This window comes from Achromobacter colocynthidis (assembly GCF_057334535.1).
The window spans coordinates 584,262-608,879 of record NZ_JBHFIZ010000037.1; the positions used below are offsets into that span (position 1 = coordinate 584,262).

17 protein-coding genes and 2 riboswitches are annotated in these 24,618 nt (G+C 64.9%); of the genes, 9 read left to right on the plus strand and 8 right to left on the minus strand.

All coding sequences use genetic code 11. From position 1 onward, the window contains the following. Window positions 1-57 precede the first annotated feature (57 nt). The 9 genes from ACE04A_RS22395 to ACE04A_RS22435 all read left to right on the plus strand — a co-directional run bounded on the left by ACE04A_RS22395 (window position 58) and on the right by ACE04A_RS22435 (window position 13,616). Window positions 58-1,551: a CoA-acylating methylmalonate-semialdehyde dehydrogenase gene (locus tag ACE04A_RS22395; RefSeq protein ID WP_427969231.1), complete on the plus strand. Its 1,494-nt coding sequence runs from the start codon at window positions 58-60 to the stop codon at window positions 1,549-1,551. A 139-nt stretch (window positions 1,552-1,690) separates the two neighbouring features. Continuing rightward, complete coding sequence (locus tag ACE04A_RS22400) at window positions 1,691-3,199, plus strand: M81 family metallopeptidase (RefSeq protein ID WP_438859103.1); 1,509 nt, start codon at window positions 1,691-1,693, stop codon at window positions 3,197-3,199. Window positions 3,200-3,280: 81 nt separating this feature from the next. Further along, window positions 3,281-4,846 (plus strand): ABC transporter substrate-binding protein, encoded by a 1,566-nt coding sequence (locus tag ACE04A_RS22405; protein WP_259250324.1) that lies wholly within the window; start codon window positions 3,281-3,283, stop codon window positions 4,844-4,846. Window positions 4,847-4,873: 27 nt separating this feature from the next. Beyond that, the gene (locus tag ACE04A_RS22410) at window positions 4,874-5,815 is read left to right on the plus strand and encodes an ABC transporter permease (RefSeq protein ID WP_259250325.1); all 942 of its coding nucleotides are present in this window, start codon (window positions 4,874-4,876) and stop codon (window positions 5,813-5,815) included. 9 nt (window positions 5,816-5,824) lie between these two features. Continuing rightward, window positions 5,825-6,730, plus strand: coding sequence for an ABC transporter permease (locus ACE04A_RS22415; protein ID WP_259250326.1), 906 nt, complete (start codon window positions 5,825-5,827; stop codon window positions 6,728-6,730). Between the two features lie 5 nt (window positions 6,731-6,735). Then, entirely contained in the window at window positions 6,736-8,427 is a 1,692-nt protein-coding gene (locus ACE04A_RS22420; RefSeq protein WP_485820537.1) for an ABC transporter ATP-binding protein, read from the plus strand. Window positions 8,428-8,481: 54 nt separating this feature from the next. Further along, complete coding sequence (locus ACE04A_RS22425) at window positions 8,482-9,891, plus strand: amidase (RefSeq protein ID WP_448716474.1); 1,410 nt, start codon at window positions 8,482-8,484, stop codon at window positions 9,889-9,891. A gap of 30 nt (window positions 9,892-9,921) precedes the next feature. Continuing rightward, a complete protein-coding gene (locus ACE04A_RS22430; RefSeq protein ID WP_485820538.1) occupies window positions 9,922-11,397 on the plus strand; it encodes a M81 family metallopeptidase in 1,476 nt (491 codons plus the stop codon). A gap of 263 nt (window positions 11,398-11,660) precedes the next feature. Further along, window positions 11,661-13,616 carry a DUF945 family protein gene (locus ACE04A_RS22435; RefSeq protein ID WP_485820539.1) on the plus strand — a complete coding sequence of 652 codons (1,956 nt, stop codon included), beginning with the start codon at window positions 11,661-11,663 and terminating at the stop codon, window positions 13,614-13,616. A gap of 75 nt (window positions 13,617-13,691) precedes the next feature. On the opposite strand, the gene gcvP is transcribed toward ACE04A_RS22435, so the two are convergent. The 8 genes from gcvP to ACE04A_RS22475 all read right to left on the minus strand — a co-directional run bounded on the left by gcvP (window position 13,692) and on the right by ACE04A_RS22475 (window position 24,596). Next, window positions 13,692-16,565 carry an aminomethyl-transferring glycine dehydrogenase gene (gene gcvP, locus ACE04A_RS22440; protein ID WP_448716478.1) on the minus strand — a complete coding sequence of 958 codons (2,874 nt, stop codon included), beginning with the start codon at window positions 16,563-16,565 and terminating at the stop codon, window positions 13,692-13,694. 75 nt (window positions 16,566-16,640) lie between these two features. After that, on the minus strand, window positions 16,641-17,018 hold the full coding sequence (gene gcvH / locus ACE04A_RS22445; protein WP_264616313.1) for a glycine cleavage system protein GcvH: 378 nt from the start codon (window positions 17,016-17,018) through the stop codon (window positions 16,641-16,643). Window positions 17,019-17,120: 102 nt separating this feature from the next. After that, entirely contained in the window at window positions 17,121-18,221 is a 1,101-nt protein-coding gene (gcvT, locus tag ACE04A_RS22450; RefSeq protein WP_448716480.1) for a glycine cleavage system aminomethyltransferase GcvT, read from the minus strand. 92 nt (window positions 18,222-18,313) lie between these two features. Beyond that, window positions 18,314-18,438: riboswitch (glycine riboswitch) on the minus strand. A gap of 34 nt (window positions 18,439-18,472) precedes the next feature. Then, a riboswitch (glycine riboswitch) is annotated at window positions 18,473-18,568 on the minus strand. 116 nt (window positions 18,569-18,684) lie between these two features. Beyond that, window positions 18,685-19,578 (minus strand): ZIP family metal transporter, encoded by an 894-nt coding sequence (locus ACE04A_RS22455; protein WP_259250340.1) that lies wholly within the window; start codon window positions 19,576-19,578, stop codon window positions 18,685-18,687. A gap of 29 nt (window positions 19,579-19,607) precedes the next feature. Next, window positions 19,608-20,222: a superoxide dismutase gene (locus tag ACE04A_RS22460; protein WP_438859254.1), complete on the minus strand. Its 615-nt coding sequence runs from the start codon at window positions 20,220-20,222 to the stop codon at window positions 19,608-19,610. 194 nt (window positions 20,223-20,416) lie between these two features. Further along, on the minus strand, window positions 20,417-21,619 hold the full coding sequence (locus ACE04A_RS22465) for a BaiN/RdsA family NAD(P)/FAD-dependent oxidoreductase (protein ID WP_391437617.1): 1,203 nt from the start codon (window positions 21,617-21,619) through the stop codon (window positions 20,417-20,419). 23 nt (window positions 21,620-21,642) lie between these two features. Next, a complete protein-coding gene (locus ACE04A_RS22470; RefSeq protein ID WP_046805107.1) occupies window positions 21,643-23,904 on the minus strand; it encodes an arginine/lysine/ornithine decarboxylase in 2,262 nt (753 codons plus the stop codon). Window positions 23,905-24,143: 239 nt separating this feature from the next. After that, complete coding sequence (locus ACE04A_RS22475; protein ID WP_485812279.1) at window positions 24,144-24,596, minus strand: hypothetical protein; 453 nt, start codon at window positions 24,594-24,596, stop codon at window positions 24,144-24,146. Between the last annotated feature and the right edge of the window lie 22 nt (window positions 24,597-24,618).

Genomic DNA, 24,618 nt, shown 5'->3' on the forward strand with positions numbered 1-24,618 from the left:
GCACAGGGCCCCCCGCAAGAGGTTTTTGAAGAATCACCGCCCAGAGCCTTTCGCACCATGAAGAAGATCTCCCATTTCATCAACGGCCAGCATTTCGATGGCCGCAGCAGCCGCTACGCCGACGGCTTCAATCCGGCCACGGGCGAAATCTGCTCGTCCATTCCGCTGGCCTCGACCGAAGACGTGGCGCTGGCCGTCGCGGCCGCCAAGGCGGCGTTCCCGGCCTGGTCGGAAACCCCCGCGCTCAAGCGCGCCCGCATCCTGTTCAACTTCAAGGCGCTGCTGGACCAGCACCAGGACGAACTGGCCGAGCTCATCACCCGCGAACACGGCAAGGTGTTCTCGGATGCCAAAGGCGAAGTCATGCGCGGCATCGAGATCGTGGAATTCGCCTGCGGCATTCCGCAACTGCTCAAGGGCCAGTATTCCGACCAGATCGGCGGCGGCATCGACAACTGGAGCATGCGCCAGGCCCTGGGCGTGGTGGCCGGCGTAACGCCGTTCAACTTCCCGATGATGGTGCCGTGCTGGATGTTCCCGGTGGCCATTGCGTGCGGCAACACCTTCGTGCTCAAGCCGTCTGAACGCGACCCGTCGGCGTCCATGCGCCTTGCCGAACTGCTGACCGAAGCCGGCCTGCCCCCCGGCGTCTTCAACGTGGTCCATGGCGACAAGCTGGCCGTGGACGCGCTCATCGGGCACCCGGACGTCGAAGCCCTGTCGTTCGTGGGCTCGACCCCCATCGCCGAATACATTTATTCCGAAGGCACCAAGCGCGGCAAGCGCGTGCAGGCGCTGGGCGGGGCCAAGAATCACTTGGTTGTCATGCCCGATGCCGACCTGGACCAGGTTACCGATGCCTTGATGGGCGCGGCCTATGGCTCGGCCGGCGAACGCTGCATGGCGATCTCGGTGGCCGTGGCGGTGGGCGACGTGGCCGACAAGGTTGTCGAACGCCTGGCCCCGCGCGTGAAGGCGCTGATCGTCAAGGACGGCATGAACGCCGACGCCGAGATGGGCCCGCTGGTTACCGCGCAGCATCGCAACAAGGTCATGGGCTACATCGAAGACGGCATCGCGGCGGGTGCGGACCTGGTCGTCGATGGCCGTGGCCTGACCGTGCCCGGCAACGAAAAGGGCTACTTCCTGGGCGGCACGCTGTTCGACAACGTCAAGCCCGCGATGAACATCTATCGCGAAGAAATCTTCGGACCGGTGCTGTGCATCGTGCGCGTGCCCGACTTCGCCAGCGCGGTTGAACTGATCAACGCGCACGAGTTCGGCAACGGCGTGGCGTGCTTCACGTCGGACGGCGGCGTAGCGCGTGCCTTCGCGCGCCAGATCAAGGTCGGCATGGTGGGCATTAACGTGCCCATTCCCGTGCCCATGGCATGGCATTCGTTCGGCGGCTGGAAGCGTTCGCTGTTTGGCGACCACCACGCCTACGGCGAAGAAGGCATCCGCTTCTACTCGCGCTACAAGAGCGTGATGCAGCGCTGGCCCGACAGCATCGCCAAGGGCGCGGAATTCACCATGCCCGTGGCGAAGTAAGCCACGCGCGCGCCTTTACGTTTTCATCGCACTGTATTCAAGAAGGATGCATTACCCGGCTTTTGCATAGGGCGCGGCTTCGGCCGCGCCCGGCCAGTACCACGACACAGCAACATCAAACAACACAAGGGGATGCCTGATGCGCATCGGTATAGGCGGCTTTCAGCACGAAACCAATACGTTCGCGCCTTCGCGCGCAACGTGGGAAGATTTTGCCGAGAAAGGCGGCGGTTGGCCAAAACTGGTCAGCGGCCCCGCGATGTTCCAAGCCGTGGCAGGCGCCAACATTCCCGTGGCGGGCTTCATCGAAGCCATGAGCCAGCACACGCTTGTGCCCACCACCTGGGCCGCGGCCAGCCCGTCGGGCCCGGTCACCAAAGACGCTTTTGAACGCATCAGCGCGTTGATCTTGCAAGGCTTGTCCGACGCCCTGCCGCTGGACGGCGTCTACCTGGACCTGCATGGCGCCATGGTCACCGAACACCTGGACGACGGCGAAGGCGAACTGCTCAAACGCGTGCGTGATCTGGTCGGCCCCGATGTGCCCGTGGTCGCCAGCCTGGACCTGCACGCCAACGTCACGCGCGCCATGGTGCGCCACGCCGACGCGCTGGTCTGCTATCGCACGTATCCCCACATCGACATGGCCGAAACCGGGCAACGCGCCGCCGCGCTGCTGTCCCTGCGGCTGGCCGGCATGCCGCGCCCGTACGCATCCCTGCGCGCCCTGCCCTACCTGATTTCACTGTGCTGGCAGTCCACCGACATCGAACCCTCGCGCAGCCTGTACGCGCAAGTGGGCGAGATTGAATCGCGCGGCGCTACCAGCTTGTCATTCGCCACCGGCTTTCCCGCAGCTGACTTCCCCGAATGCGCGCCCACCGTGTGGGCCTACGGCGCGACGCAAGCCGAAGCCGACGCGGCCGCCGCTGAAATGGCGCGCGCCGTGCTGAACGCTGAACGCGACTTCGGCGGCAAGCTCTACACGCCCGATGAAGCCGTGGAAGAAGCCATGCGGATCGCGCGCGACGCCAACAAGCCCGTCGTCATCGCCGACGCACAAGACAACCCCGGCGCGGGCGGCAGTTCGGACACCACGGGCATGCTGCGCGCCTTGATCCGCCACGATGCGCGCGACGCCGCCATCGGCCTGATCGTGGACCCCGCCGCCGCGCTCGCCGCGCACCGCGCGGGCGTTGGAAACAAGGTACGGATTGCACTAGGTGGACACTCGGGTATTCCCGACGACGAGCCGCTGGACAGCGAATTCATCGTCGAGAAAACGTCAGATGGACGCTTCGATACGCACGGCGCTTTCTACCGCGGATTCCACATGGACCTGGGCCCCAGCGCCTGCCTGCGCATCGGCGGCGTACGCATCATCGTCGCGTCGAACAAGGTGCAGATGGCGGACCAGGAGATGTTCCGGTTCGCCGGCGTGGAACCCACGCGCGCCGCGATTCTGGTGGTGAAGAGCTCTGCGCATTTCCGCGCGGATTTCACGGCCATCGCGCAAACGATCCTGGTCTGCGCCGCCCCCGGCTCCATGCTGATGGATGCGGCAAAACAACCATGGACACGGTTGCGTCCCGGCATCAGAATGGCGCCTTGCGGGCCGGTGTTTTCCGGCCGGGCCGCAACCGCCTGACCCTCGTACGCCGCCATCGAGCGGCGCGTTAACGACGTAGCGGCCGACCGTGCCGCTCACACCGCTTCAAGGGGAATCTCCATGCTCAAGTTTGTCCGAGCGGCCGCGCTGGCCGGTGCAACGTTGATGATGGCTCACGGCGCGTACGCCGAAACCGTCATCAAGTCCGTCATGCACTCGCCGTTGCGCCTGACCGACCCGCACGCCACCACCGCGTACATCACGACGTGGCACGGCTACATGATCTACGACACCTTGCTGGCCACCGACGCCAACAACAAGATCCAGCCGCAAATGCTTGAGAAGTGGGAAGTCTCGCCCGACGGCAAGACCTACACGATGACCTTGCGCGACGGCCAGAAGTGGCATGACGGCAAGCCCGTCACGTCCGAAGATTGCGTGGCCTCGATCAAGCGCTGGGCCGCCGGTGACGGCATGGGCCGCACGCTGCTCAAGTTCACCGACAAGATTGAAGTCATCGACGACAAGAGCTTTCGCATCGTCATGAAAGAACCCACGGACCTGGCGCTGCGCGCCCTGTCCAAGCCCACCGGCACCGCGCCGTTCATGATGCCCAAGCGCATCGCCGAACAGGCCATCGGCAAACCCATCACCGACATGACCGGTTCGGGTCCGTTCAAGGTCATCGAATTCAAGCCGGGCGTGAAGACGGTGTACGCCAAGAACGCCGACTACGTGCCGCGCAAGGAACCCGCCAGCGGCCTGGCCGGCGGCAAGGTCGTGAACGTGGACAAGGTCGAATGGGACGTCATGCCCGACGCGCTGACGACCGCCAATGCGCTGCTGGGCGGCGAGATCGACTTCGTCGAACAGTTCCCGTATGACCTGCTGCCCATGATCGAAGGCAACCCCGACCTGAAGGAAGAATCGCTCAGCCCGGTCGGCTACTTCACGATGTACCGCTTCAACTTCAAGTACCCGCCCTTCGACAACAAGAAGATCCGCCAGGCCGCCATGTACGCCATCGGCCAGGAAGATGTGATGAAGGCGCTGGTGGGCAATCCCAAGTACTGGCAGACCTGCGCATCGCTGTGGGGTTGCGGCACGCCGATGGAGTCCGATATCGGCAAGGACATCGTGGTGCCGTCGAACATCGAAAAAGCCAAGGCGCTGCTGAAGGAAGCGGGCTACGACAACACGCCCATCCTGGTCATGCACGCGACCGACGTGGGCACGCTGTCGGCACAACCGGTGGTGATGGCACAGGCGCTGCGCAAGGCCGGCTTCAACGTCAACCTGGCCGCGATGGACTGGCAGAGCGTGGCCACGCGCCGCGCCTCGAAGGCCGCGCCGGCTGAAGGCGGCTGGAACATCCACAACACCAACTGGTACGCCACCGACGTGATGGACCCGGTACGTTCCGCGCCCGCCGCCGCCAACGGCGACAACGCCTGGTTCGGCTGGCCCGACATGCCGAAGGTGGAAGAACTGCGCACCAAGTTCGCCCTGACGTCCGACCCTGCCGAGCAGAAGAAGATCGCCGACGAACTGCAGCGCATCGGCATCGACGAAGGCCTGTACGTGCCGCTGGGCCAGATGTCCGTGCCCACCGTCTACTCGACCAAGCTCTCCGGCCTGGTGCATGCACCGGTCTTTGCGTTCTGGAACGTCAAGAAAGCTCCTTAAAGGGGCAAGCAGTTCAGGGGGAAATACATGCTGGCATTTGTCTCACGCCGGCTCCTCGCGACCATCCCCGTTTTGGTGATGGTCGCGGTGGTGGTCTTCGCGATATTGCGTTTCAGCCCGGGCGATCCGGCCATCATCATGGCGGGCGACGGCGCCACGCCTGAACGTATCGTCCAGATACGGCAGACGATGGGCCTGGACCAACCGGTCATCAAACAGTTCTTCATCTGGGGCGGCAAGCTCCTGCAAGGCGATCTGGGCACCTCGCTCATGTCGGGCGTGCCGGTCACCAAACTGATCGCGCAGCGCCTGGAACCGTCCATGAGCCTGGCGGTACTGACGTTGATCTTCACGTTGCTGGTGGCCATTCCGCTGGGCATCCTGGCGGCGTGGCGGCAAGGCAAGTTGCTGGACCGCGCCGTGATGGGCTTTTCGGTGCTGGGTTTTTCAGTGCCGGTGTTCGTCACGGGTTACCTGCTGATCTGGCTGTTCGCCATCAAGCTGGGCTGGTTCAACGTGCAGGGCTATGCGCCGCTGGCCAAGGGCTTCTGGCCCTATCTGCACCGGCTCATCCTGCCGTCACTGGCCCTGTCCACGGTGTATGTCGCGTTGATCGCGCGCATCACGCGCACCAGCGTGATCGAGGTCATGGGTGAAGACTTCATCCGCACCGCGCGTTCCAAGGGCCTGGGTGAAACCGGCGTGCTGCTCGGCCATGCGCTGCGCAACGCGGCCGTGCCCATCGCCACGGTGGTGGGCCTGGGCATCGCGCTCTTGATCAGCGGCGTGGTCGTGACCGAATCGGTGTTCAACATTCCCGGCCTGGGCCGCTTGGTGGTCGAAGCCGTGCTGGCGCGCGACTACCCCGTCATCCAGGGCCTGACGTTGTTCTTCGCGTTCGTCTACGTGTTCATCAATCTGGTTGTCGATTGCGCCTACACGGTGTTCGACCCGCGAATCAGGTACTAGGGCAGAGCCATGCAAACGCCAACCGATGCCGCCGCGCAAGCGGCCGCCGACCTTCCCGGAGGCGGCACTCCTCACGTCACCGCCTGGCGGCAAGTCCGCCAGGGCCTCAAAAGCTGGCCGGTCATGCTGGCGCTGGTGGTGCTGGTCGCCATCGTCGCCATCGCCGTGTTCGCCCCGCTGCTGGGCACGGTGGACCCCACATTCATTGACCCGGGCTCGCGCCTGAAGCAGCCCTTTACCAACTTCCTGCTCGGCACCGACGCCTTTGGTCGCGACGTCTGGTCGCGCGTAGCCTACGGCGCGCGCATCTCGCTGATCGCGGGCCTGGGCGCCGCGGTGGTCAGCGTCGTCCTCGGCCTGATCATCGGCGTCATCGCCGGCTGGTTCCGGTCGCTGGACGGGTTCATCATGCGCACCATGGACGCCATCATGGCCATCCCCGGCATCCTGCTGGCGATTGCCCTGGTGTCCGTCACCGGCGCCAGCATCATGACCGTGCTGATCGCCATCACGATCCCGGAAATTCCTCGGGTGGTGCGGCTGGTGCGCGGCCAGATCCTGACCGTGCGCGGCGAACCCTATGTGGAAGCCGCGCTGGCGCTGGGCACGCCCTTGCCCCTGCTCTTGTGGCGTCACATGGTGCCCAGCACCATCGCGCCGCTGACGGTGCAAGGCACCTACGTGTTCGCCTCCGCCATGCTGACCGAGGCCATCCTCAGCTTCCTGGGCGCGGGCATCCCGCCCGAGATCGCCTCGTGGGGCAACATCATGTCCGAAGGCCGCATGTACTTCCGCATGCTGCCCGGCCTGATTCTCTTTCCCGGCCTGTTCCTGTCGCTGACCGTGCTTAGCGTGAACATCCTGGGTGACGCCCTGCGCGACGCGCTGGACCCGAAAATGGTGCGCAGGATCTGATGCCGATGACCTACTCTCCTATCCCCCCCGCGGGCGACACCTCGTCCGCCATCCTGGCCATTCGCAACCTGTCGGTGGAAGTGGCCGGCGCGGGCAACCGCGTCGTGCGCAACCTTAGCCTGGACGTGCATGCTGGTGAAACGGTGTGCGTGGTTGGCGAATCCGGCTCCGGCAAATCGGTCACGTCGCTAGCCGTGATGGGCCTCTTGCCGCCCGGCGTCCTGTCGATCAGCGCGGGTTCCATCCGCGTGGAAGGCGAAGATGTTGCCACCGCGTCGCAACGGCGGCTGCGCGAAATGCCCGCGACCCGCATGGCCATGGTGTTCCAGGAACCCATGACCGCGCTGAACCCCGTGCACACCGTGGGCAAGCAGGTGGACGAAGTGCTGCGCCTGCACCGCAAGGGCATGAGCGCCGCCGAACGCCGCGCCAAGGTGCTGGACATGTTCCAGTCGGTGCACCTGCCGGATGTCGAACGCATCTTCGAGGCTTACCCGCATCAGCTTTCGGGCGGCCAGCGCCAGCGCATCGTGATCGCGATGGCGCTGATCCTGGAACCCAAGCTGCTGATCGCCGATGAACCCACCACCGCGCTGGACGTGACCACGCAAAAGCAGATCCTGGCGCTGATCAAGGAACTGCAGGTCAAGCACAAGACCGCGGTGCTGTTCATCACGCACGACTTTGGCGTGGTGGCCGAGATTTCGGATCGCATCGTGGTGATGAACCGCGGCGACCTGATCGAAAGCGGCACGCGCAATGAAATCCTGGCCGAACCCAAGCAGTCGTATACGCGCCGCCTGGTGTCGTCCGTGCCCAGCCTGGTGCCCAACCGCCGCGAGGCGCCCGACGGCCAGCCCGTACTGCACGTCAAGGGCCTGGGCCGCACCTATGCCGGGAAAAGCTCGCTGTTTTCCCGCACGGCCGCGCAGAACGTGATTGCCGCGTCCGACGTGAACCTGACGCTGCGCAAGGGAGAAATCCTGGGCATCGTGGGGGAATCCGGTTCGGGCAAATCCACGGTGGCGCGGTGCATCGTGCGCCTGATCGAGCCCACCGCCGGCCACATGATGATGGGCGGCGAAGACCTCAGCACGCTGTCCGGCTCGGCCTTGCGCCCGGTGCGCCGCCGCATCCAGATTGTGTTCCAGGACCCCTACCGTTCGCTGAACCCGCGCCGCACGGTGGGTGAATCCATCATCGAAGGCCTGCTCAACTTCGGCATGCCGCGCGACCAGGCCGTGAAGCGCGCGGGCGAAACGCTGACCGTGGTGGGCATGAGCCCCGACGCCATGCGCCGCTACCCGCATCAGTTTTCTGGTGGCCAACGCCAGCGCATCTGCATTGCGCGCGCGCTGGTGATGGACCCGGAAATCCTGGTGGCCGATGAAGCCGTGTCGGCGCTGGACGTGTCCGTGCAGGCGCAGGTGCTGGAACTGCTGGAACAGGTGCGCCAACGCACGGGCGTGGGCGTGCTGTTCATCACGCACGACTTGCGCGTGGCCGCGCAGATTTGCGACACGATCATGGTCATGCAGCGCGGCAAGGTCGTTGAGACCGGCTCGGCCGAAACCGTGCTGACCGACCCTCGGCATGAATACACGCGCACCTTGATCGACGCGGCCCCGGGGCGCGACTGGGACTTCCGCAACTTCCAGCCCGTTGCCACCACGCTGGCGCAAGCCGCGGCGTCTTGATGTGCTGATGCGCTGATCACCCGAACTGCCTTCCTTCGCAACACTGGAACCGAGATGTCACAACCGCATGAATTGTCCGCTCAGGAACTGCTGCAGGCGTATCGCGACAAGACCCTGTCGCCCGTCGAAGCCACGCGCTCCGTGCTGGAACACATCGAGCGCTGGGAACCCCACCTGAAGGCCACCTATGCGCTGGACCCCGAAGGCGCACTGGCGATGGCTCGCGCCTCTGAGGCCCGCTGGATGAAGGGCGAGCCGCAGTCGGCCGGCGGCTACTCGCTGGACGGCGTACCCGCCACCATCAAGGAAAACATCGCCACGCGCGGCACGCCCGTGCCCTTGGGCACCGCCGCCACCGAGCTGACCCCGGCGGCAGCCGACGCGCCGCCCGCCGCCCGCATGCGCGAGGCGGGCGCGGTGCTGCTGGGCAAGACCACCATGCCCGACTTCGGCATGCTGTCCTCGGGCCTGTCCAGCTTTCATGAACTGACCCGCAACCCCTGGGACCTGAGCAAGAACCCGGGCGGCTCCAGCGCCGGCGCGGGCGCGGCCGCAGCGGCCGGCTATGGCCCCTTGCACATCGGCACCGACATCGGCGGTTCGGTGCGCCTGCCGGCCGCCTGGTGCGGCATTGCCACGCTGAAACCCAGCCTGGGCCGCATCCCCATCGACCCGCCCTTCATGGGCCGCTGCGCCGGCCCCATGACGCGCACCATCACCGACACCGCGTTGATGATGGGCGTGCTGTCGCAGCCCGACGCGCGCGACCACATGAGCTTGCCCTTCCAGGACTTTGACTGGCTGAACCTGGCGCAAGACGTTAAAGGCCTGCGCATCGGCCTGCTGATGGACGCCGGCTGCGGCCTGCCGCTGGATCCGGAAGTACGCGACGCCGTGCAAGCCGCCGCGCAAGCCTTCGAAGCGGCGGGCGCCATCGTCACGCCGATGCTGCCGTGGATGACGCCCGACATGCTCGAGGGTGTGGACCGCTTCTGGCGCACGCGCTCGTCCATAGACCTGGCCGCGCTGCCGGAAGCCCGCCGCGCGAAGATACTGCCGTTCATCCGCGCCTGGGCGGAAAGCGGTGGCGGCCAAAGCGGCGAGGCCGTGTTCAAGAGCTACTACGAAACGCTGAACGTGCGCGCCAAGACCGTGGCCGCCTGCGCCCCCTTCGATTACGTGCTGTCGCCCGTGGCGCCGGTGGTGGCGTACAACGCCGAATGGCCGTCGCCCACCAATGAAGTCGCCACGACCATGCACCACATCGGCTTCACGCTGCCCTTCAACATGAGCGAACAGCCCGCCGCATCGGTTAACTGCGGCTACACGCGGGCGGGCCTGCCGATCGGTTTGCAGATTGCCGGCGCGCGCTTTGACGACCTGGGCGTGCTGCGCGTGGCACGCGCCTGGGAACAGATGCGCCCCGCGCAGCATCCTTGGCCGCAGCCCCCCAAGACGAACTGAGCTTCCCCTACCCTTTCCACAGGAATTCCCATGCGTTGGCTCTTGGCAATGATCAAGCACGAGACGAATACCTATTCGCCCGTGCCGACCCCGCTGGAACGATTTTTCCGCGGCAGTCCTGAAATCCTGGCTGGCGACCGCGCCATCAAGGCCTACGAGAACACCGACAGCGGACTGGGCGGGTATATCGAAGTAGCCCGTCGCGTGGGCGCGGAAATCGTTGTGCCCGTGGCGGCCGAGTCCTGGCCCAGCGGCCCCACCAGCGCCGACACCCACGAACGCCTGTGCAAGCTGGTGCTGGACCACGTCAAGCTGGGTGGCTTTGACGCCATCTTGCTGGACCTGCACGGCGCCATGGTGGCCGAAGGCGTGGAAGACGCGGAAGGCGACCTGCTGCGCCGCCTGCGTGAAATCGACCCGACCACGCCCGTGGCCGTCACGTTGGACATGCACGCCAACATCTACGACGACATCGTCAAGAACGCCACCGTCATCAGCGGCTTTCACACCTATCCGCACGTGGACATCCGTGAAGCCGGCGTACGCGCGGCCAACGTCATCGTCCGCACGCTCAAGGGTGAAATCAAACCCGTCATGAGCTGGGCCAACAAGCCCATGCTGCCGCACATCATGTGCCAGGGCACGCACGCCGCGCCCAACAAGCCGTTGCAGGAACGCTGCAAGGAACTGGAAGCGGGCGGCGTGCTGGCGGCGTCGGTCTTCGTGGGCTTTCCGCATGCGGACATCCGCGAAGCCGGCTTGAGCGCCGTGGTCTGTACGGACGGCAACCTGCAAGACGCTGAGAAGCACCGCGACGAACTGCTGGAACGCGCCTGGGCAGGCCGCGCCGACTGGGTCTTCCACCCTGAGCCCCTGGAACCCACCATCGCGCGCGCCAAACAGATCGAGCAAGGCCCCGTCGTGTTGCTGGACCACTTCGACAACACCGGCTCGGGCGGCACCATGGACACCACCACGGTGCTGGCCGAAGTGCTGCGCCAGGAACTCGACAACGTGGTGTTCTACGCCATTTGCGACCCCGACGCCGCACAGCAGGCCGCCGCCGCGGGCGTGGGCAATACCATCACGATCAAGCTGGGCGGCAAGCTGGCCATGCCCGCCATCAAGCAACCCAGCGAACCGCTGGAGGTGACGGGCCGCGTCAAACTGGTATTTGACGGCGTCTACCTGAGCCGGGGCCCCATGTACCGGGGCGTGCGCAACGACACGGGCCTGACCGTCGTCATCGACACCGGCCGGGTCGAGATCGTGGTGGTGTCGCGCCCCCAGGAACCCTTCGATATCAACTGCCTGCTGTCGGCCGGCATCGACCCGCTGCAAAAGCGCTATGTGGTGCTGAAAAGCCGGGTGCACTGGCGCGCGGGCTTTTCAGATATGGCGACGGAAGTCATCGAATGTACCGGCGTGGGCGTCACCACGTCCGATTACAGCCAGCTGGAATTCAAGAACGTGCGCCGCCCGATCTACCCGTTGGACCCGCTGTAAGGCACGTTATAAATCGCTGAATCCGCGCTAAAACCGCAGGATTGTCGACAAAAAGGCCAGCGCTGATCGCTGGCCTTTCATTTTGAAACCTCCCGTAACTGCGCGCACGGTCATGTGTCCCTTCGCGTCGGTATACTCCGGCGCGGGCCCTTACAGGCCCATGAATGCGTATATGCCGGCAGCCGCGCGTGGGCGACCACGCAGCGATGGCTTGGTGCCTAGCCTGCCGGGTATGACTCGACAATCAACGAAGAAGCAAAACGATGAAAAAGAGCGTAGCGATCACCCTCGGCGTGGTCATAGTGGGAGCGGGAAGCTGGATAGGCGCCACTTGGTACACCGGCAAACGCATAGAGGAAAGCTCGCAACGCCATCTGGCCGAAGCCAACGAAAAGCTGGCCAAGCTGACGCCGTTGTTCGGTCTGCGCATTGATCAGATCAAGTACGAACGCAGCCTGTTCTCGACCCAGGCGCGCTACGGCCTGTCGCTCGTGAAGAACGACAAGACCCTGGACGACATGCCCGCCGGCATGATTGAGTTCGACGCGGTCATTGAACACGGCCCCTTCCCCAAGACCGCGCTGTCGCGCGGCGCCTTCGCGCCCAAGCTGGCTTTCGTGCACGCCGAAATCGCCAAGACGGACAACCTGAAGGAAGTGTTCGCCCTGACCAAGGACGTCTCGCCCCTGATCAGCGACGCCATGATCAGCTACAGCGGCACCACCAGCTCCACGTCCAAGATTGCGCCGGTGTCGACGACCCTGGAAGGCAATTCGATCGACTTCAGCGGCATGCTGATCACCGGCACGTTCGACCGTTCGCTGGAAGCCGTCACCGCGCACGGCGTGATGGACAAGCTGGCCATCGACGGCTCGAAGAGCAATGACCCCGTCGTCATGGCCATCACCGGCATGACCATGGACGTCAACAGCCGCATGGGCAAGTTCGGCGTGTCCATGGGTGACTCCGATCTGAAGATCAAGCGCATCGACGTCACCCGCAAGGGCGACGACATCAAGCTGTCGCTGGACAACTTCGGCTACGGCGTGAAGCTGGCCGAAGACGACAAGAACATCAACGTGCAAGCCGCCTATCAAACGGGCGACATCACCGTGAACGACGTGGCGCTGGGTAACGGCCAGGCCGTGATCAAGCTGGCCAAGCTGGACGGCCAGGCCGTCAAGCAACTGTCCGACACCTACAACCAGCTGCTGCGCCAAATCATGGCGCAAACCGAAGACGAAGGCCTGAAGGACGAGCAGATCCAGACGATGTTGGACGCCGGCGGCAAGCTGCTGGCGGGCAACCCGTCGTTCAGCATCGACCCCATCAGCTGGAAGACGCCCAAGGGCGAAAGCAAGCTGAACTTCACGCTGGACCTGGCCAACCCGGCCGACATCAAGAACCTGACGCCGCAAGAGATCGCCGTCCAGGCCATCAAGCGCATCGACGCCACGCTGATCATCTCCAAGCCGATGGTGCAGGATCTGGCCGCGCAATACGCGATCAAGAAAGAAGGCCTGACGCCTGAAAAGGCGGCCGAAGAAGCCGACGAAAGCGTGCGCCAGATGGCAGGCATGGCCGAAATGCTGAACGTGGGCAAGAACGACGGCGACAACATCGTCGGCAAGTTCACCTTCGCTGACGGCATGGGTAACTTGAACGGCAAGGAAATTCCCGCCGACGAGCTGTTCAGCGGCCTGCTGGGCGCCACCGGCATGGGCGGCATGGACGATGATGACGAAGCCATGCCGGATATGGGCCAGGAAGAACCGGCCGCGGACGCAACGCCCGCCGTCGGCGTGATGCAGGATTTCGACCTGGACATCATCAGCAGCCTGCTGGACGACATGGGCATCACCGCCAACAAGCATGATGGCAATGAAGGCCCCGTGCTGCTGCTGGATGCCGGCAACACCGGCGCCAGCGAGCTGCGCCTGGAGTTCCTGTGCAACGACTTCACCGAAAAGTGCCTTGACCTGGTCATGACGGCCACGTACAAGACCAAGAAGCCGATGCCGCTGAAGGCCATCAATAGCTGGAACCAGGAATACCGCTGGACGCGCGCCTATCTGGACGACAAGAACCAGGCCGTGCTGCAGATGGACATGAACGCGGAAGGCGGCATCGGCAAGGACAACCTGCAGATCCTGCTGAACACCTTCATCAGCATCGCCGAAGACTTCAACACGGCAGTGCAGGCAGCGCCGGCCAAGTAAGGCTGATACCCGATCGGGCAAACGCCCAGCAAAAAGCCTCCATCTTGCGATGGAGGCTTTTTTATCGCCATTGCGTTACGCGTAAGCTTCGATCGGCAGGCAGGCGCAGACCAGGTTGCGGTCGCCGTAGGCGTTGTCCACACGGGCCACCGGCGGCCAGTACTTGGCCTCGCGCAGTGACGCCACCGGGTAGGCGGCCTGCTGGCGCGGGTAGTCGTGCAGCCATTCTTCGGCCAGCAGCATCTGCGCGGTGTGCGGCGCGTTCTTCAGCACGTTGTCGTCGCGGTCACGTTCACCACGTTCGACCTGGGCGATCTCCTCGCGAATCGAAATCATGGCGTCGATGAAGCGGTCAAGCTCGGCCACGCCCTCGGATTCCGTGGGCTCGACCATCAGCGTGCCCGCCACCGGGAAGCTCATGGTGGGCGCGTGGAAGCCGTAGTCCATCAAGCGCTTGGCGATGTCTTCGGCGCTGATGCCGCTGGTTTCCTTCAACGGACGCACGTCCAGGATGCACTCGTGCGCCACGCGGCCATTGCGGCCCGCGTACAGCACCGGGTAGTGGTCGCGCAGGCGGGTGGCGATGTAGTTGGCGTTCAGGATGGCCACTTCGGTGGCGCGGCGCAGGCCGTCGGCGCCCATCAGCGCGATGTACACGAACGGAATCGGCAGAATGCCGGCCGAGCCGAACGGCGCGGCCGAGACCGGGCCGACCTTGGCGTCGCCAGGCAGCTTGCCCTGCTCGTTCACCACGCCCGGCAGGTACGGCGCCAGATGCGCGCGCACCGCCACGGGACCCACGCCGGGGCCGCCGCCGCCATGCGGAATGCAGAAGGTCTTGTGCAGGTTCAGGTGCGACACGTCGGACCCGAACTTGCCCGGCTGGGCCACGCCCACCATCGCGTTCATGTTGGCGCCGTCCAGGTAGACCTGGCCGCCGGCCTGGTGGACCAGGTCGCAGATTTCGGTGACGGCTTCCTCGAACACGCCGTGCGTGGACGGGTAGGTGATCATCAGCGCGGCGAGCTTGTCGCCCACCTGTTCGATCTTGGCGCGCAGGTCGGAAAGATCGACGTTGCCGTTGGAATCAGACGCCACCACCACCACGTCCATGCCGGCCAGTTGGGCCGACGCGGGGTTGGTGCCGTGGGCCGAGGCCGGGATCAGGCAGACGTTGCGCTGATGCTGGCCGTTGGCCTGGTGGTAGCCGCGAATTGCCAGCAGGCCGGCGTATTCGCCTTGCGCGCCCGAGTTGGGTTGCAGGCTGATGTTGTCGTAGCCGGTGATTTCGCATAGCGCGGCGGACAGGCGGTCGATCAGTTCGTTGTAGCCCTGGCTTTGCGAGGCGGGCGCAAACGGGTGGATCAGCGCGAACTCGGGCCAGGTGATGGGGATCATCTCGGCCGTGGCGTTCAGCTTCATGGTGCACGAACCCAGCGGGATCATCGTGCGGTCCAGCGCCAGGTCCTTGTCGGCCAGCTTGCGCAGGTAGCGCAGCATGTCGGTTTCGGACTGCACGCTGGAGAAGACCGGGTGCTTCAGGATGGCGCTTTCGCGCGCGACCGATGCAGGAATGCCGCTGGCGGCGGCCGCGTCCAGCGCGTCGATGTCGAGTTCGACGTCGTCGCGTTCCAGGCCGGCGGCGAACACGTTGACCAGCGCTTGCAGGTCGGCAACGGTGACGGTTTCGTCCAGCGACACCGCCAGGCGTGCGCCATCGACGCGGCGCAGGTTGATGTGCTCGCACTCGGCGGCGGTCAGGATGGCCGGGGTGGCGGCGCCGGTTTCCAGCAACAGCGTGTCGAAGAAGGTGTCGTTCACGACCTTCACGCCCAGCTTGATCAGTTCACCACGCAGGATGGCGGTGCTGCGCTGCACGCGCTGGGCGATGCGGCGGATGCCTTCCGGACCATGCCACACGGCGTACATGCCGGCCATCACGGCCAGCAGCACTTGCGCCGTGCAGATGTTGGACGTGGCCTTCTCGCGGCGGATGTGCTGTTCGCGCGTTTGCAGCGCCAGGCGCATCGCCGGGTTGCCTTGCGCGTCTTTCGACACGCCGACCAAACGGCCGGCCATGTTGCGCTTGAAGGAATCCTTGCAGGCCATGAAGCCGGCGTGCGGGCCGCCAAAGCCGAACGGCACGCCGAAGCGTTGCGCCGAACCAATGGCGATGTCCGCGCCCCACTCGCCCGGGGCGGCCAACAGGGCCAGCGCCAGCAGGTCGGTGGCGCAAGCGACCACGGCGCCTTGCGCGTGGGCGGCTTCAGCCAGTTTGCGGTAGTCGGACACGGAACCGATGCTGTGCGGGTATTGCAGCAGCACGCCAAAGCACTCGGGCAGGCCTTCGGCCTCGTCACCGACGGCGATTTCCAGCCCCAGGCCTTCGGCGCGCGTACGCACGACTTCAATGGTCTGCGGATGCACGTGGCGCGAAATGAAGAACACCGGGCTTTGCGACTTGGCGCCACGGCGAGCCAGCGTCATGGCTTCGGCGGCGGCGGTGCTTTCGTCCAGCAGCGAGGCGTTGGAGATGTCCAGCCCGGTCAGGTCGGCGACCATGGTCTGGTAGTTCAGCAGGGCTTCAAGACGGCCCTGCGAGATCTCCGGCTGATACGGCGTGTAGGCCGTGTACCAGGCGGGGTTCTCAAGAATGTTGCGCAGCACGACGTTGGGCGTCTGCGTGCCGTAGTACCCCTGGCCGATGTAGTTGCGAAAGACCTTGTTGCGGCCGGCAATCTGCTTCAGCTCGGCCAGCACGTCGGTTTCGCTGCGCGAGGGCGGCAGCGCCAGCGGGGCCTGGCTGCGGATCTTGGCGGGCACGACTTCGTCGATCAGGGCGTCCAGGCTGGCGCTGCCAATCACTTGGAGCATGGCGGCCTGGTCGGCGTCGGACGGGCCGATGTGGCGGGGGATGAAGTCGGTATGGGTGTCTAGGGCGCGCGACATGGAGAGATCTCGGGGTGGTGGTGCATTTCGCGAGCCGGGCGCGCCACGAGGACGGCGCCCCCGGCTCGAACCGGCTTAACCGTTGGCGACGGCTTCGTAGCCGGCGGCGTCCAGCAGCTTGTCGGCGTCGGCGGCGTTCACCGGCTTGATCTTGAAGATCCAGGTGGTGAAGGCCGATTCGTTGATCAGGCTGGGGTTGTTTTCCAGTTCGTCGTTGAAGGCAACGATTTCACCGTCGACCGGGGCGTAGATGTCGGAAGCGGCCTTGACCGACTCGACCACGCCGGCGGTTTCGCCCGCCTTCAGCTTGGCGCCGACATTCACGTCGCCAACGAAAACCAGGTCGCCCAATTGGTCCTGGGCGGTGTCGGTGATGCCGACGACGAACACGTCGCCTTCAGCTTTGACCCATTCGTGGGACGAGGTGTACTTGCGATCGGTGGGCAGGCTCATGGGAAATCCTCTAGGGAATACGGGGTAGATGAATGGTGTTGCGCGCCTCGCGCGAACGCCGCGTGCGTATAGGCAGGCGGCCGGTCGCGCGAAGCTTCGAGTTTACGAGTGTTCGACGGCTTTGCCGTTACGGACGAAGGGCAGCTTGCAGACCAGGGCGGGCACCCATTTGCCGCGGATATCGACTTCGACCGTGTCGCCCGGACGCACACCTTGCGGCAGGCGGGCAAAGCCGATCGACACGCCCAGCGTGGGCGACATGGTGCCGCTGGTGAGTTCGCCCGTGCCGGCCGGCGTGCGCACGGCCATGTGGGCGCGCATCACGCCGCGCTCTTGCAGCTTCAGGCCGACAAAGGCGGCGGGGGTGGCGAATTGTTCCAGCGCGTCGCGGCCGATGAAGCGGCGCTCGGCGTTCTTCAAGGACACGGTCCAGGTCAGGCCGGCCTGGTCGGGCTGGGTCAGCTCGTCCATGTCCTGGCCGTACAGGTTCATGCCGGCTTCCAGGCGCAGCGTGTCACGCGCGCCCAGGCCCGCCGGGCGCACGCCCTGGGCGGCAAGGTCGCGCCACAGTTGCACGACGTCGGCGGCGGGCAGGACGATTTCAAAGCCGTCTTCGCCGGTGTAGCCGGTGCGCGCGACGAGCGTGTCGTCGCCCACGCGGGCGGCGACGAAGGGCGTCAAGGGTTCGGAGACGGCCTGCCAGGCCGGGCGCGCGGCCCAGACCTTGGCGCGGGCGTTGGGGCCTTGCACGGCCACCATGGCCAGGTCGCGGCGCGGGGTGATGGCGACGTCGAAGTTGCCGGCCTGCTTCACGCGCTGCATCCAGGCCACGTCTTTGTCGGCGGTGCCGGCGTTGACCACCACGCGCCATTCGTCGGCGGCGAAGAAATAGATGATCAGGTCGTCGATGACGCCGCCCTGCGGGTTCAGCATGCAGGAATACAGCGCCTTGCCGGGCACGGTCAGCTTGGCGACATCGTTGGCGACCAGGCGTTGCAGGAAGGCGTAGGCGTCGGGGCCAGCGACGTCGACATTCAGCATGTGCGACACGTCGAACATGCCGGCATCCTGGCGCACCGCGTGGTGTTCCTCAAGCTGCGAGCCGTAGGCCAAGGGCATGTCCCAGCCGCCGAAATCGACCATTCGGGCGCCGGAGGCGATGTGTTCGTCGGCCAGCGGGGTGCGTTTGAGGGTTGCGGACATGCGCGAGAACTCCGGGACGGCAATGCTTTGCCAGGGTTACGGAATGCCGGTCGTGACAAGGCTGATTGCGCTTGCACGGCATCGGCTGAATCTTCCGCCCCTCTGTCCTTTTGCCTGAGAGTTGCCCCGCGCGTGGCGGGTTTGCACCTTCGGCGCCTGGGCTGCTCGCTGTGTCCCGAATTTCGGGGCGGCGCCAGGTCTCTCCAGAGTACTGTTTTGCCGCATCCACACGGTGAAAAACCGGGACGGGGCAAGCATGTGCGGTATCGGTTACCTGAGCGATTCTGGGCGAATTGCGCCTTCGGCGGCGGCCCACTGAAACGGCCGCTCTCTCCCGCAAACATGCGTGACAGCGGCGCCAAGCATACAACGAAAACAAGCCTCGGAAAAGCGCGATTTCGGGGCTCGGCCCCTGGGCAAACCACTGCCGGGACCCGCGCCCAGCCTGACGCCAGCGCCGAAACTAACCCAGCGCCGTGTCCAGCAGCATCATCAGCACAAAGCCCAGCATCAGCCCGCACGTGGCGTAGACCTCGTGCCCCTTGCGGTGCGATTCGGGAATGATTTCATGGCTGATGACAAACAGCATGGCGCCCGCCGCGAAGCCCAGGCCCCAGGGCAGCAGCAACGCTGACCAGCCGACGATGGCGGCGCCCAGCACGGCGCCCAGCGGCTCGACCAGCCCCGACAACATCCCCAGCGCCACGGCGAAGGTTCGCGTGTAGCCGGCTGCCAGCAACGCCACCGCCACGACCAACCCTTCGGGAACGTCCTGGATGGCGATGCCGGTAGCCAGCGCGGTGCCGGCCACCGGATCGCCGCCCGCAAAGCCGACCCCGATGGCCAGGCCTTCGGGCAGGTTATGCAAGGTGATGGCGATGACGAACAGCCAGGCCCGGCGAATGCGGCGCGACTCGATGCCTTCGCGGCCCTTGATGAAGTGCTCGTGTGGCAGCGTGCGATCCATGATGAGCAGCACGGCGGCGCCCAACAGAATGGCCGCCCCCACCGTCAGCCCCGCGCCCCAGGGGCCCATGCCCTGGCTTTCGGCCGCCGCGATGCCCGGGGCCACCAGCGAAAACGCGCAGGCCGCCAGCATGACGCCGGCGCCGAAGCCGAACATGCTGTCCTGGACCTTTTGCGGAATGGTGCGGGCGAACAGAATGGGCAAGGTGCCCAGCGCGGTGGCGGCGGCGGCCACCAGGCCGCCCAGCAAGGCGTCGGCCACGTGCGGCGCGCGCACATCCAGATAGGCCCACAACTGGTGCAAAGCCAGGCATGACACCAAGACCGCCAGCGTCCAGACACTGATGCTGGTGGCCGCGGGACGCACGCGATGACGACTGAAGGTGTTCATGGGGCGGCTGCCTCCGTCACAGAGCGGGCTTAGCCCTTCGCAGCCGCATAGCGGCGAGCCACTTCGGACCAATTCACGACATTGTAAAAGGCGCCAATGTATTCAGGGCGACGGTTTTGGTACTTGAGGTAATAGGCGTGTTCCCAGACGTCCAGGCCCAGGATCGGGGTGTTGCCCTGCATCAGCGGGCTGTCCTGGTTGGCGCTGCTTTCCACCACCAGCTTGCCGGCGGGCGTGACCGAGAGCCAGGCCCAGCCGCTGCCGAAGCGGGTCAAGGCGGCTTTGGTGAAGGCCTCGCGGAAGGCGGCCAGGCCGCCCAGTTCGGCGTCGATGGCGGCGGCCAGCGCGCCATCGGGTTCACCGCCGCCTTCGGGCGACATCACGGACCAGAACAAGCTGTGGTTGGCGTGGCCACCGCCATGGTTGCGGACCGCGCCCCGTATGGCTTCCGGCAATTGGTCCAGGCGCGCGACCAGAGCTTCAACGGGTTCTTCCGTGCTGATCCCGGCGCCATCCAGCGCCGCGTTCAGGCTGGTGACGTAGGTTTGATGATGCTTGCTGTAGTGGATCTCCATCGTCATCGCGTCGATGTGAGGCTCCAGGGCGTCATAGGCGTAGGGCAGCGTCGGAAGGGTATAGGGCATGCATGTCTCCGTGGGACTGGTGCCTTTGCATCGAAAGGTGCCAGTCGAAATCGAAAACATAAATGATATGTATTTTTATTTGATAAAACAATGACGGCGTGGATGTTGGGCCATTACCGCAACATTAGCGCGCCATCACCGCGCCATCACTGCTTCATCACAGCGATGACGGCAACACCCAACTACAACACCAACTACAGCGCCTTGCCGCAGGCCACGCCCGAAGCCCAGGCCCATTGGAAGTTGTAGCCGCCCAGCCAGCCCGTCACGTCCACGGCTTCGCCAATGAAATAAAGGCCGGGGGTGGTTTTGGCTTGCATGGATTTCTGGTCCAGGCCGCGTGTATCGACGCCGCCGCGCATCACCTCGGCTTTTTTATAGCCGGCCGTGCCGCTGGGCACCAGCGTCCACTGATGGATGTCTTGCGCCAACGCGCGCAGCGTTTTGTCCGGCGCGTCGGCCAGGCGCATCGCGGCAAGGCCGGGCTTGCCGCCCTGCTCCGCCAGATGCAGCCAGCGGTCGGCCAGCCGCTTGGGCCATAACCCCGCCAGTACGGTATGCAATTGCTGCCGGTTGCCCGACTTGGAAGCCAGCAGTTCTTCGGCCAGGTCGCGGCCCGGCGCCAGATCGATGACGATGGGCTCGCCCGGTTTCCAATAGCTGGAAATCTGCAAGATGCCCGGCCCGGACAAGCCACGATGGGTGAACAGCAGGTCTTCCAGGAATTCGCCACGCGTCTTGCCCTGCCCCGTGTGCAGGCCCACTTCCAGCGCCACGCCCGACAGTTCGGACAGCGCCTGCCATTGCGCCGGGTCGAAGGTCAGCGGCACCAGCGCGGGGCGCGGCTCGACCACCTTCAAGCCGAATTGGCGCGCAATCTTCAAGCCAAAGTCGGTAGCGCCCAATTGCGGGATCGCCATGCCGCCCGTGGCCACCACCAGCTTGGCCGCGCGGATCACGCCCTGGCTGGTGCGCAGTTCGAACCCCTGCTCCCCATGGCTGATCTCGGCCACCGAACAGCCCATGCGCCACTGCACATTGCCCGCGTCGCACTCGGCGCGCAGCATGTCGATGATGGATTCGCTGGAATCGTTGCAGAACAACTGGCCACGATGCTTCTCGTGCCAGGCGATGTGATGGCGCTTCATCAGCGCCAGAAAATCCTGCGGCGTATAGGCCGACAGTGCCGAGCGGCAGAAATGCGGGTTATCGGACAGAAAATTGGCGGGTCCGGTCCCGATGTTGGTGAAGTTGCAGCGGCCGCCGCCCGAAATGCGGATTTTCTCGGCCAGGCGCTCGGCGTGGTCGACCAGCACCACGCGCAAGCCGCGCTGGCCGGCTACCGCTGCACACATCATGCCAGCGGCGCCGGCGCCGAGTACGGCTACATCAAACATCAGGACTCCAGACCCGCCGGGTCTTATTCTTCGATCAGGCAATCAACGTAGTAGCGCTTTTCGCCATCCGGACCCAGTTCATCGGCCAGGCCGTGAATATAGGTTTCGAAGCCGGGGAAGCGCTCGTTGAATTCACGCGCGAATTGCAGGTACTGCACGATGGTGCGGTTGAAGCGTTCGCCCGGAATCAACAGCGGAATGCCCGGGGGATACGGCGTCAGCAGCACGCCCGTGACGCGGCCTTCCAGCTTGTCGATGTCAACACGCTCAACCTCGCGGTGCGCCATGCGGGCGAATGCGTCCGACGGCTTCAGCGCCGGCACCATGTCGCTCAGGTACATCTCGGTGGTCAGGCGGGCGACGTCGCGCGCGCGGTAGGCTTCGTGGATTTCCTGGCACAGATCGCGCAGGCCCATGCGCTCGTAGCGGCGATGCACGCGGCAGAAGTCCGGCAGGATGCGCCACAGCGGCTGGTTGCGGTCGTAGTCGTCCTTGAACTGCTGCAACGCGGTCAACAGCGTGTTCCAGCGGCCCTTGGTGATGCCGATGGTGAACAGGATGAAGAACGAATACAGGCCGGTCTTTTCGACCACCACGCCGTGCTCGGTCAGGTATTTGGACACCAGCGCGGCCGGGATGCCGGTTTCGCCAAAGCTGCCCGACATGTCCAGCCCCGGCGTGATGACCGTGGCCTTGATCGGGTCCAGCATGTTGAAGCCTTCGGCCATTTCGCCGAAGCCGTGCCAGTGGTCGTTGGCTTCCAGGATCCATTCGTCGCGGTTGCCGATGCCTTCGGACACCAGGCGGTTCGGGCCCCAGACCTTGAACCACCAGTCGTTCTTGCCGAATTCCGATTCCACCTTGCGCATGGCGCGGCGGAAGTCCAGCGCTTCGCGGATGCTTTCCTCGACCAGCGCGGTGCCTCCGGGCGGTTCCATCATGGCGGCGGCCACGTCGCACGACGCGATGATCGCGTACTGCGGCGACGTCGACGTGTGCATCAGGTACGCCTCGTTGAAGACGTTGCGGTCCAGTTTGCGGGTCTCGGATTCCTGCACGATGATCTGCGAGGCCTGCGAGATACCGGCCAGCAGCTTGTGCGTGGAGTGCGTGGCGAACACCATCGCGTCCTGGCTGCGCGGGCGGTCCTGGCCGATGGCGTGCATGTCCTGGTAGAACTCGTGGAACGAGGCGTGCGGCAGCCAGGCTTCGTCAAAGTGCAGCGTATCGACATAGCTGCCGAGCTGTTCCTTGATCATTTCCACGTTGTAGATGACGCCGTCGTACGTGCTTTGCGTCAGCGTCAGGATGCGCGGATTCTTGTTCACCGCTTCGCGCGCGAAGGGGTTGGCTTCGATCTTCTTGCGGATGTTGTCCGGGTGGAATTCTTCCAGCGGGATCGGTCCGATGATGCCCAGGTGGTTGCGCGTGGGGCGCAGGAACACCGGGATCGCGCCCGTCATCGTGATGGCGTGCAGGATCGACTTGTGGCAGTTGCGGTCCACCACGACAACGTCACCGGCCGCGACGTTGGCGTGCCACACGACCTTGTTGGACGTGGACGTGCCGTTGGTCACGAAGAAGCAGTGGTCGGCGTGGAAGATGCGGGCGGCGTTCAGTTCGGACTCGGCCACGGGGCCGGTGTGGTCCAGCAGTTGGCCCAGTTCGTCCACGGCGTTGCAGACGTCGGCGCGCAGCATGTTTTCACCGAAGAACTGGTGGAACATGCGGCCCACGGGGCTCTTCAGGAAGGCGACGCCGCCCGAGTGGCCCGGGCAGTGCCAGGAATACGAACCGTCTTGCGCGTACTTGACCAGCTCGCGGAAGAACGGCGGCGGCAGCGAATCCACGTAGCTGCGCGCTTCGCGGATGATGTGGCGCGCCACAAATTCGGGGGTGTCCTCGAACATGTGGATGAAGCCGTGCAGCTCGCGCAGGATGTCGTTCGGAATGTGTTCCGACGTGCGCGTCTCGCCATACAGATAGATGGGGATGTCGGCGTTGCGGAAACGCAGTTCGCCGATGAACATACGCAAGTTCTTGATCGCGCTGGCCACGTCCTCGGGCGAGTCCACGTCGAACTCTTCATCGTCGATCGACAGGATGAAGGCGCTGGCGCGGCTTTGCTGTTGCGCAAACGAACTCAGGTCGCCATAACTGGTTACCCCGATCACCTCGACGCCCTCGGCCTCGATCGCTTCAGATAAGGCACGAATACCCAAACCGGACGCGTTCTCGGAACGGTAGTCCTCGTCGATGATGAAAATGGGGAAGCGAAATTTCATGCAGGCGCTCCTGGGGGCATGGCGGGTTCGGACGCGTAACGCGGCGCGAGTGTACTGCTAGTAAAAATCCGGCTGATGACAGACGGCGCGAGCCCCCGCCGACAGGCGGGAATGGCCGAATTGTAGGGCTGTTTTTCTTTCAGTCCTACGGGAAATCCCCAGATAGGCCGAACGGCCGTTGTCATCGCGCCAAAAGCGGCGGCTTTCGGCGCGGCGGCAGCGGCTACCAAGGGGAAAACCTACCGGATGGTGCAAGCCTCACCGGCCCGCAAGGCCGAGGTGAACTGCTCGAAGTAGGCGGGAATGGACTCGGTGGCCCCGTCCCGGATGCGGCGCTCGACCTTGGCGATGGCGCCAAAGCAGACTTCGGCCCCGGGGGCGCCGCATACGAGCACGACGGGGTCGTCGTCGTCGCAGACTTCATACAGGCCGCCATGCGCGCGGCGACCCACCTCGTAAAGGTAGGCGGCGGCGCCGACGGTCTGCATGGGGGTCAGGGGCAGGCTGCCCAGGTGGGCGGCCTCTAGCGCGTCATCAAGCGCATGGATGCTGGACAGGGAGTAGTCCAGCACGGCGCCGGTGGATTCGGCGACTTCGACAAAGTGTTGCGCGGCGTCCGCCACCCGCTCGACAAATGCACCCTGCACTTCGTCGAGATTGGCGTCCTGGTTTATCTTGAGGAAACCGAACATCGTTGGCTCCTTTGTGAAAACC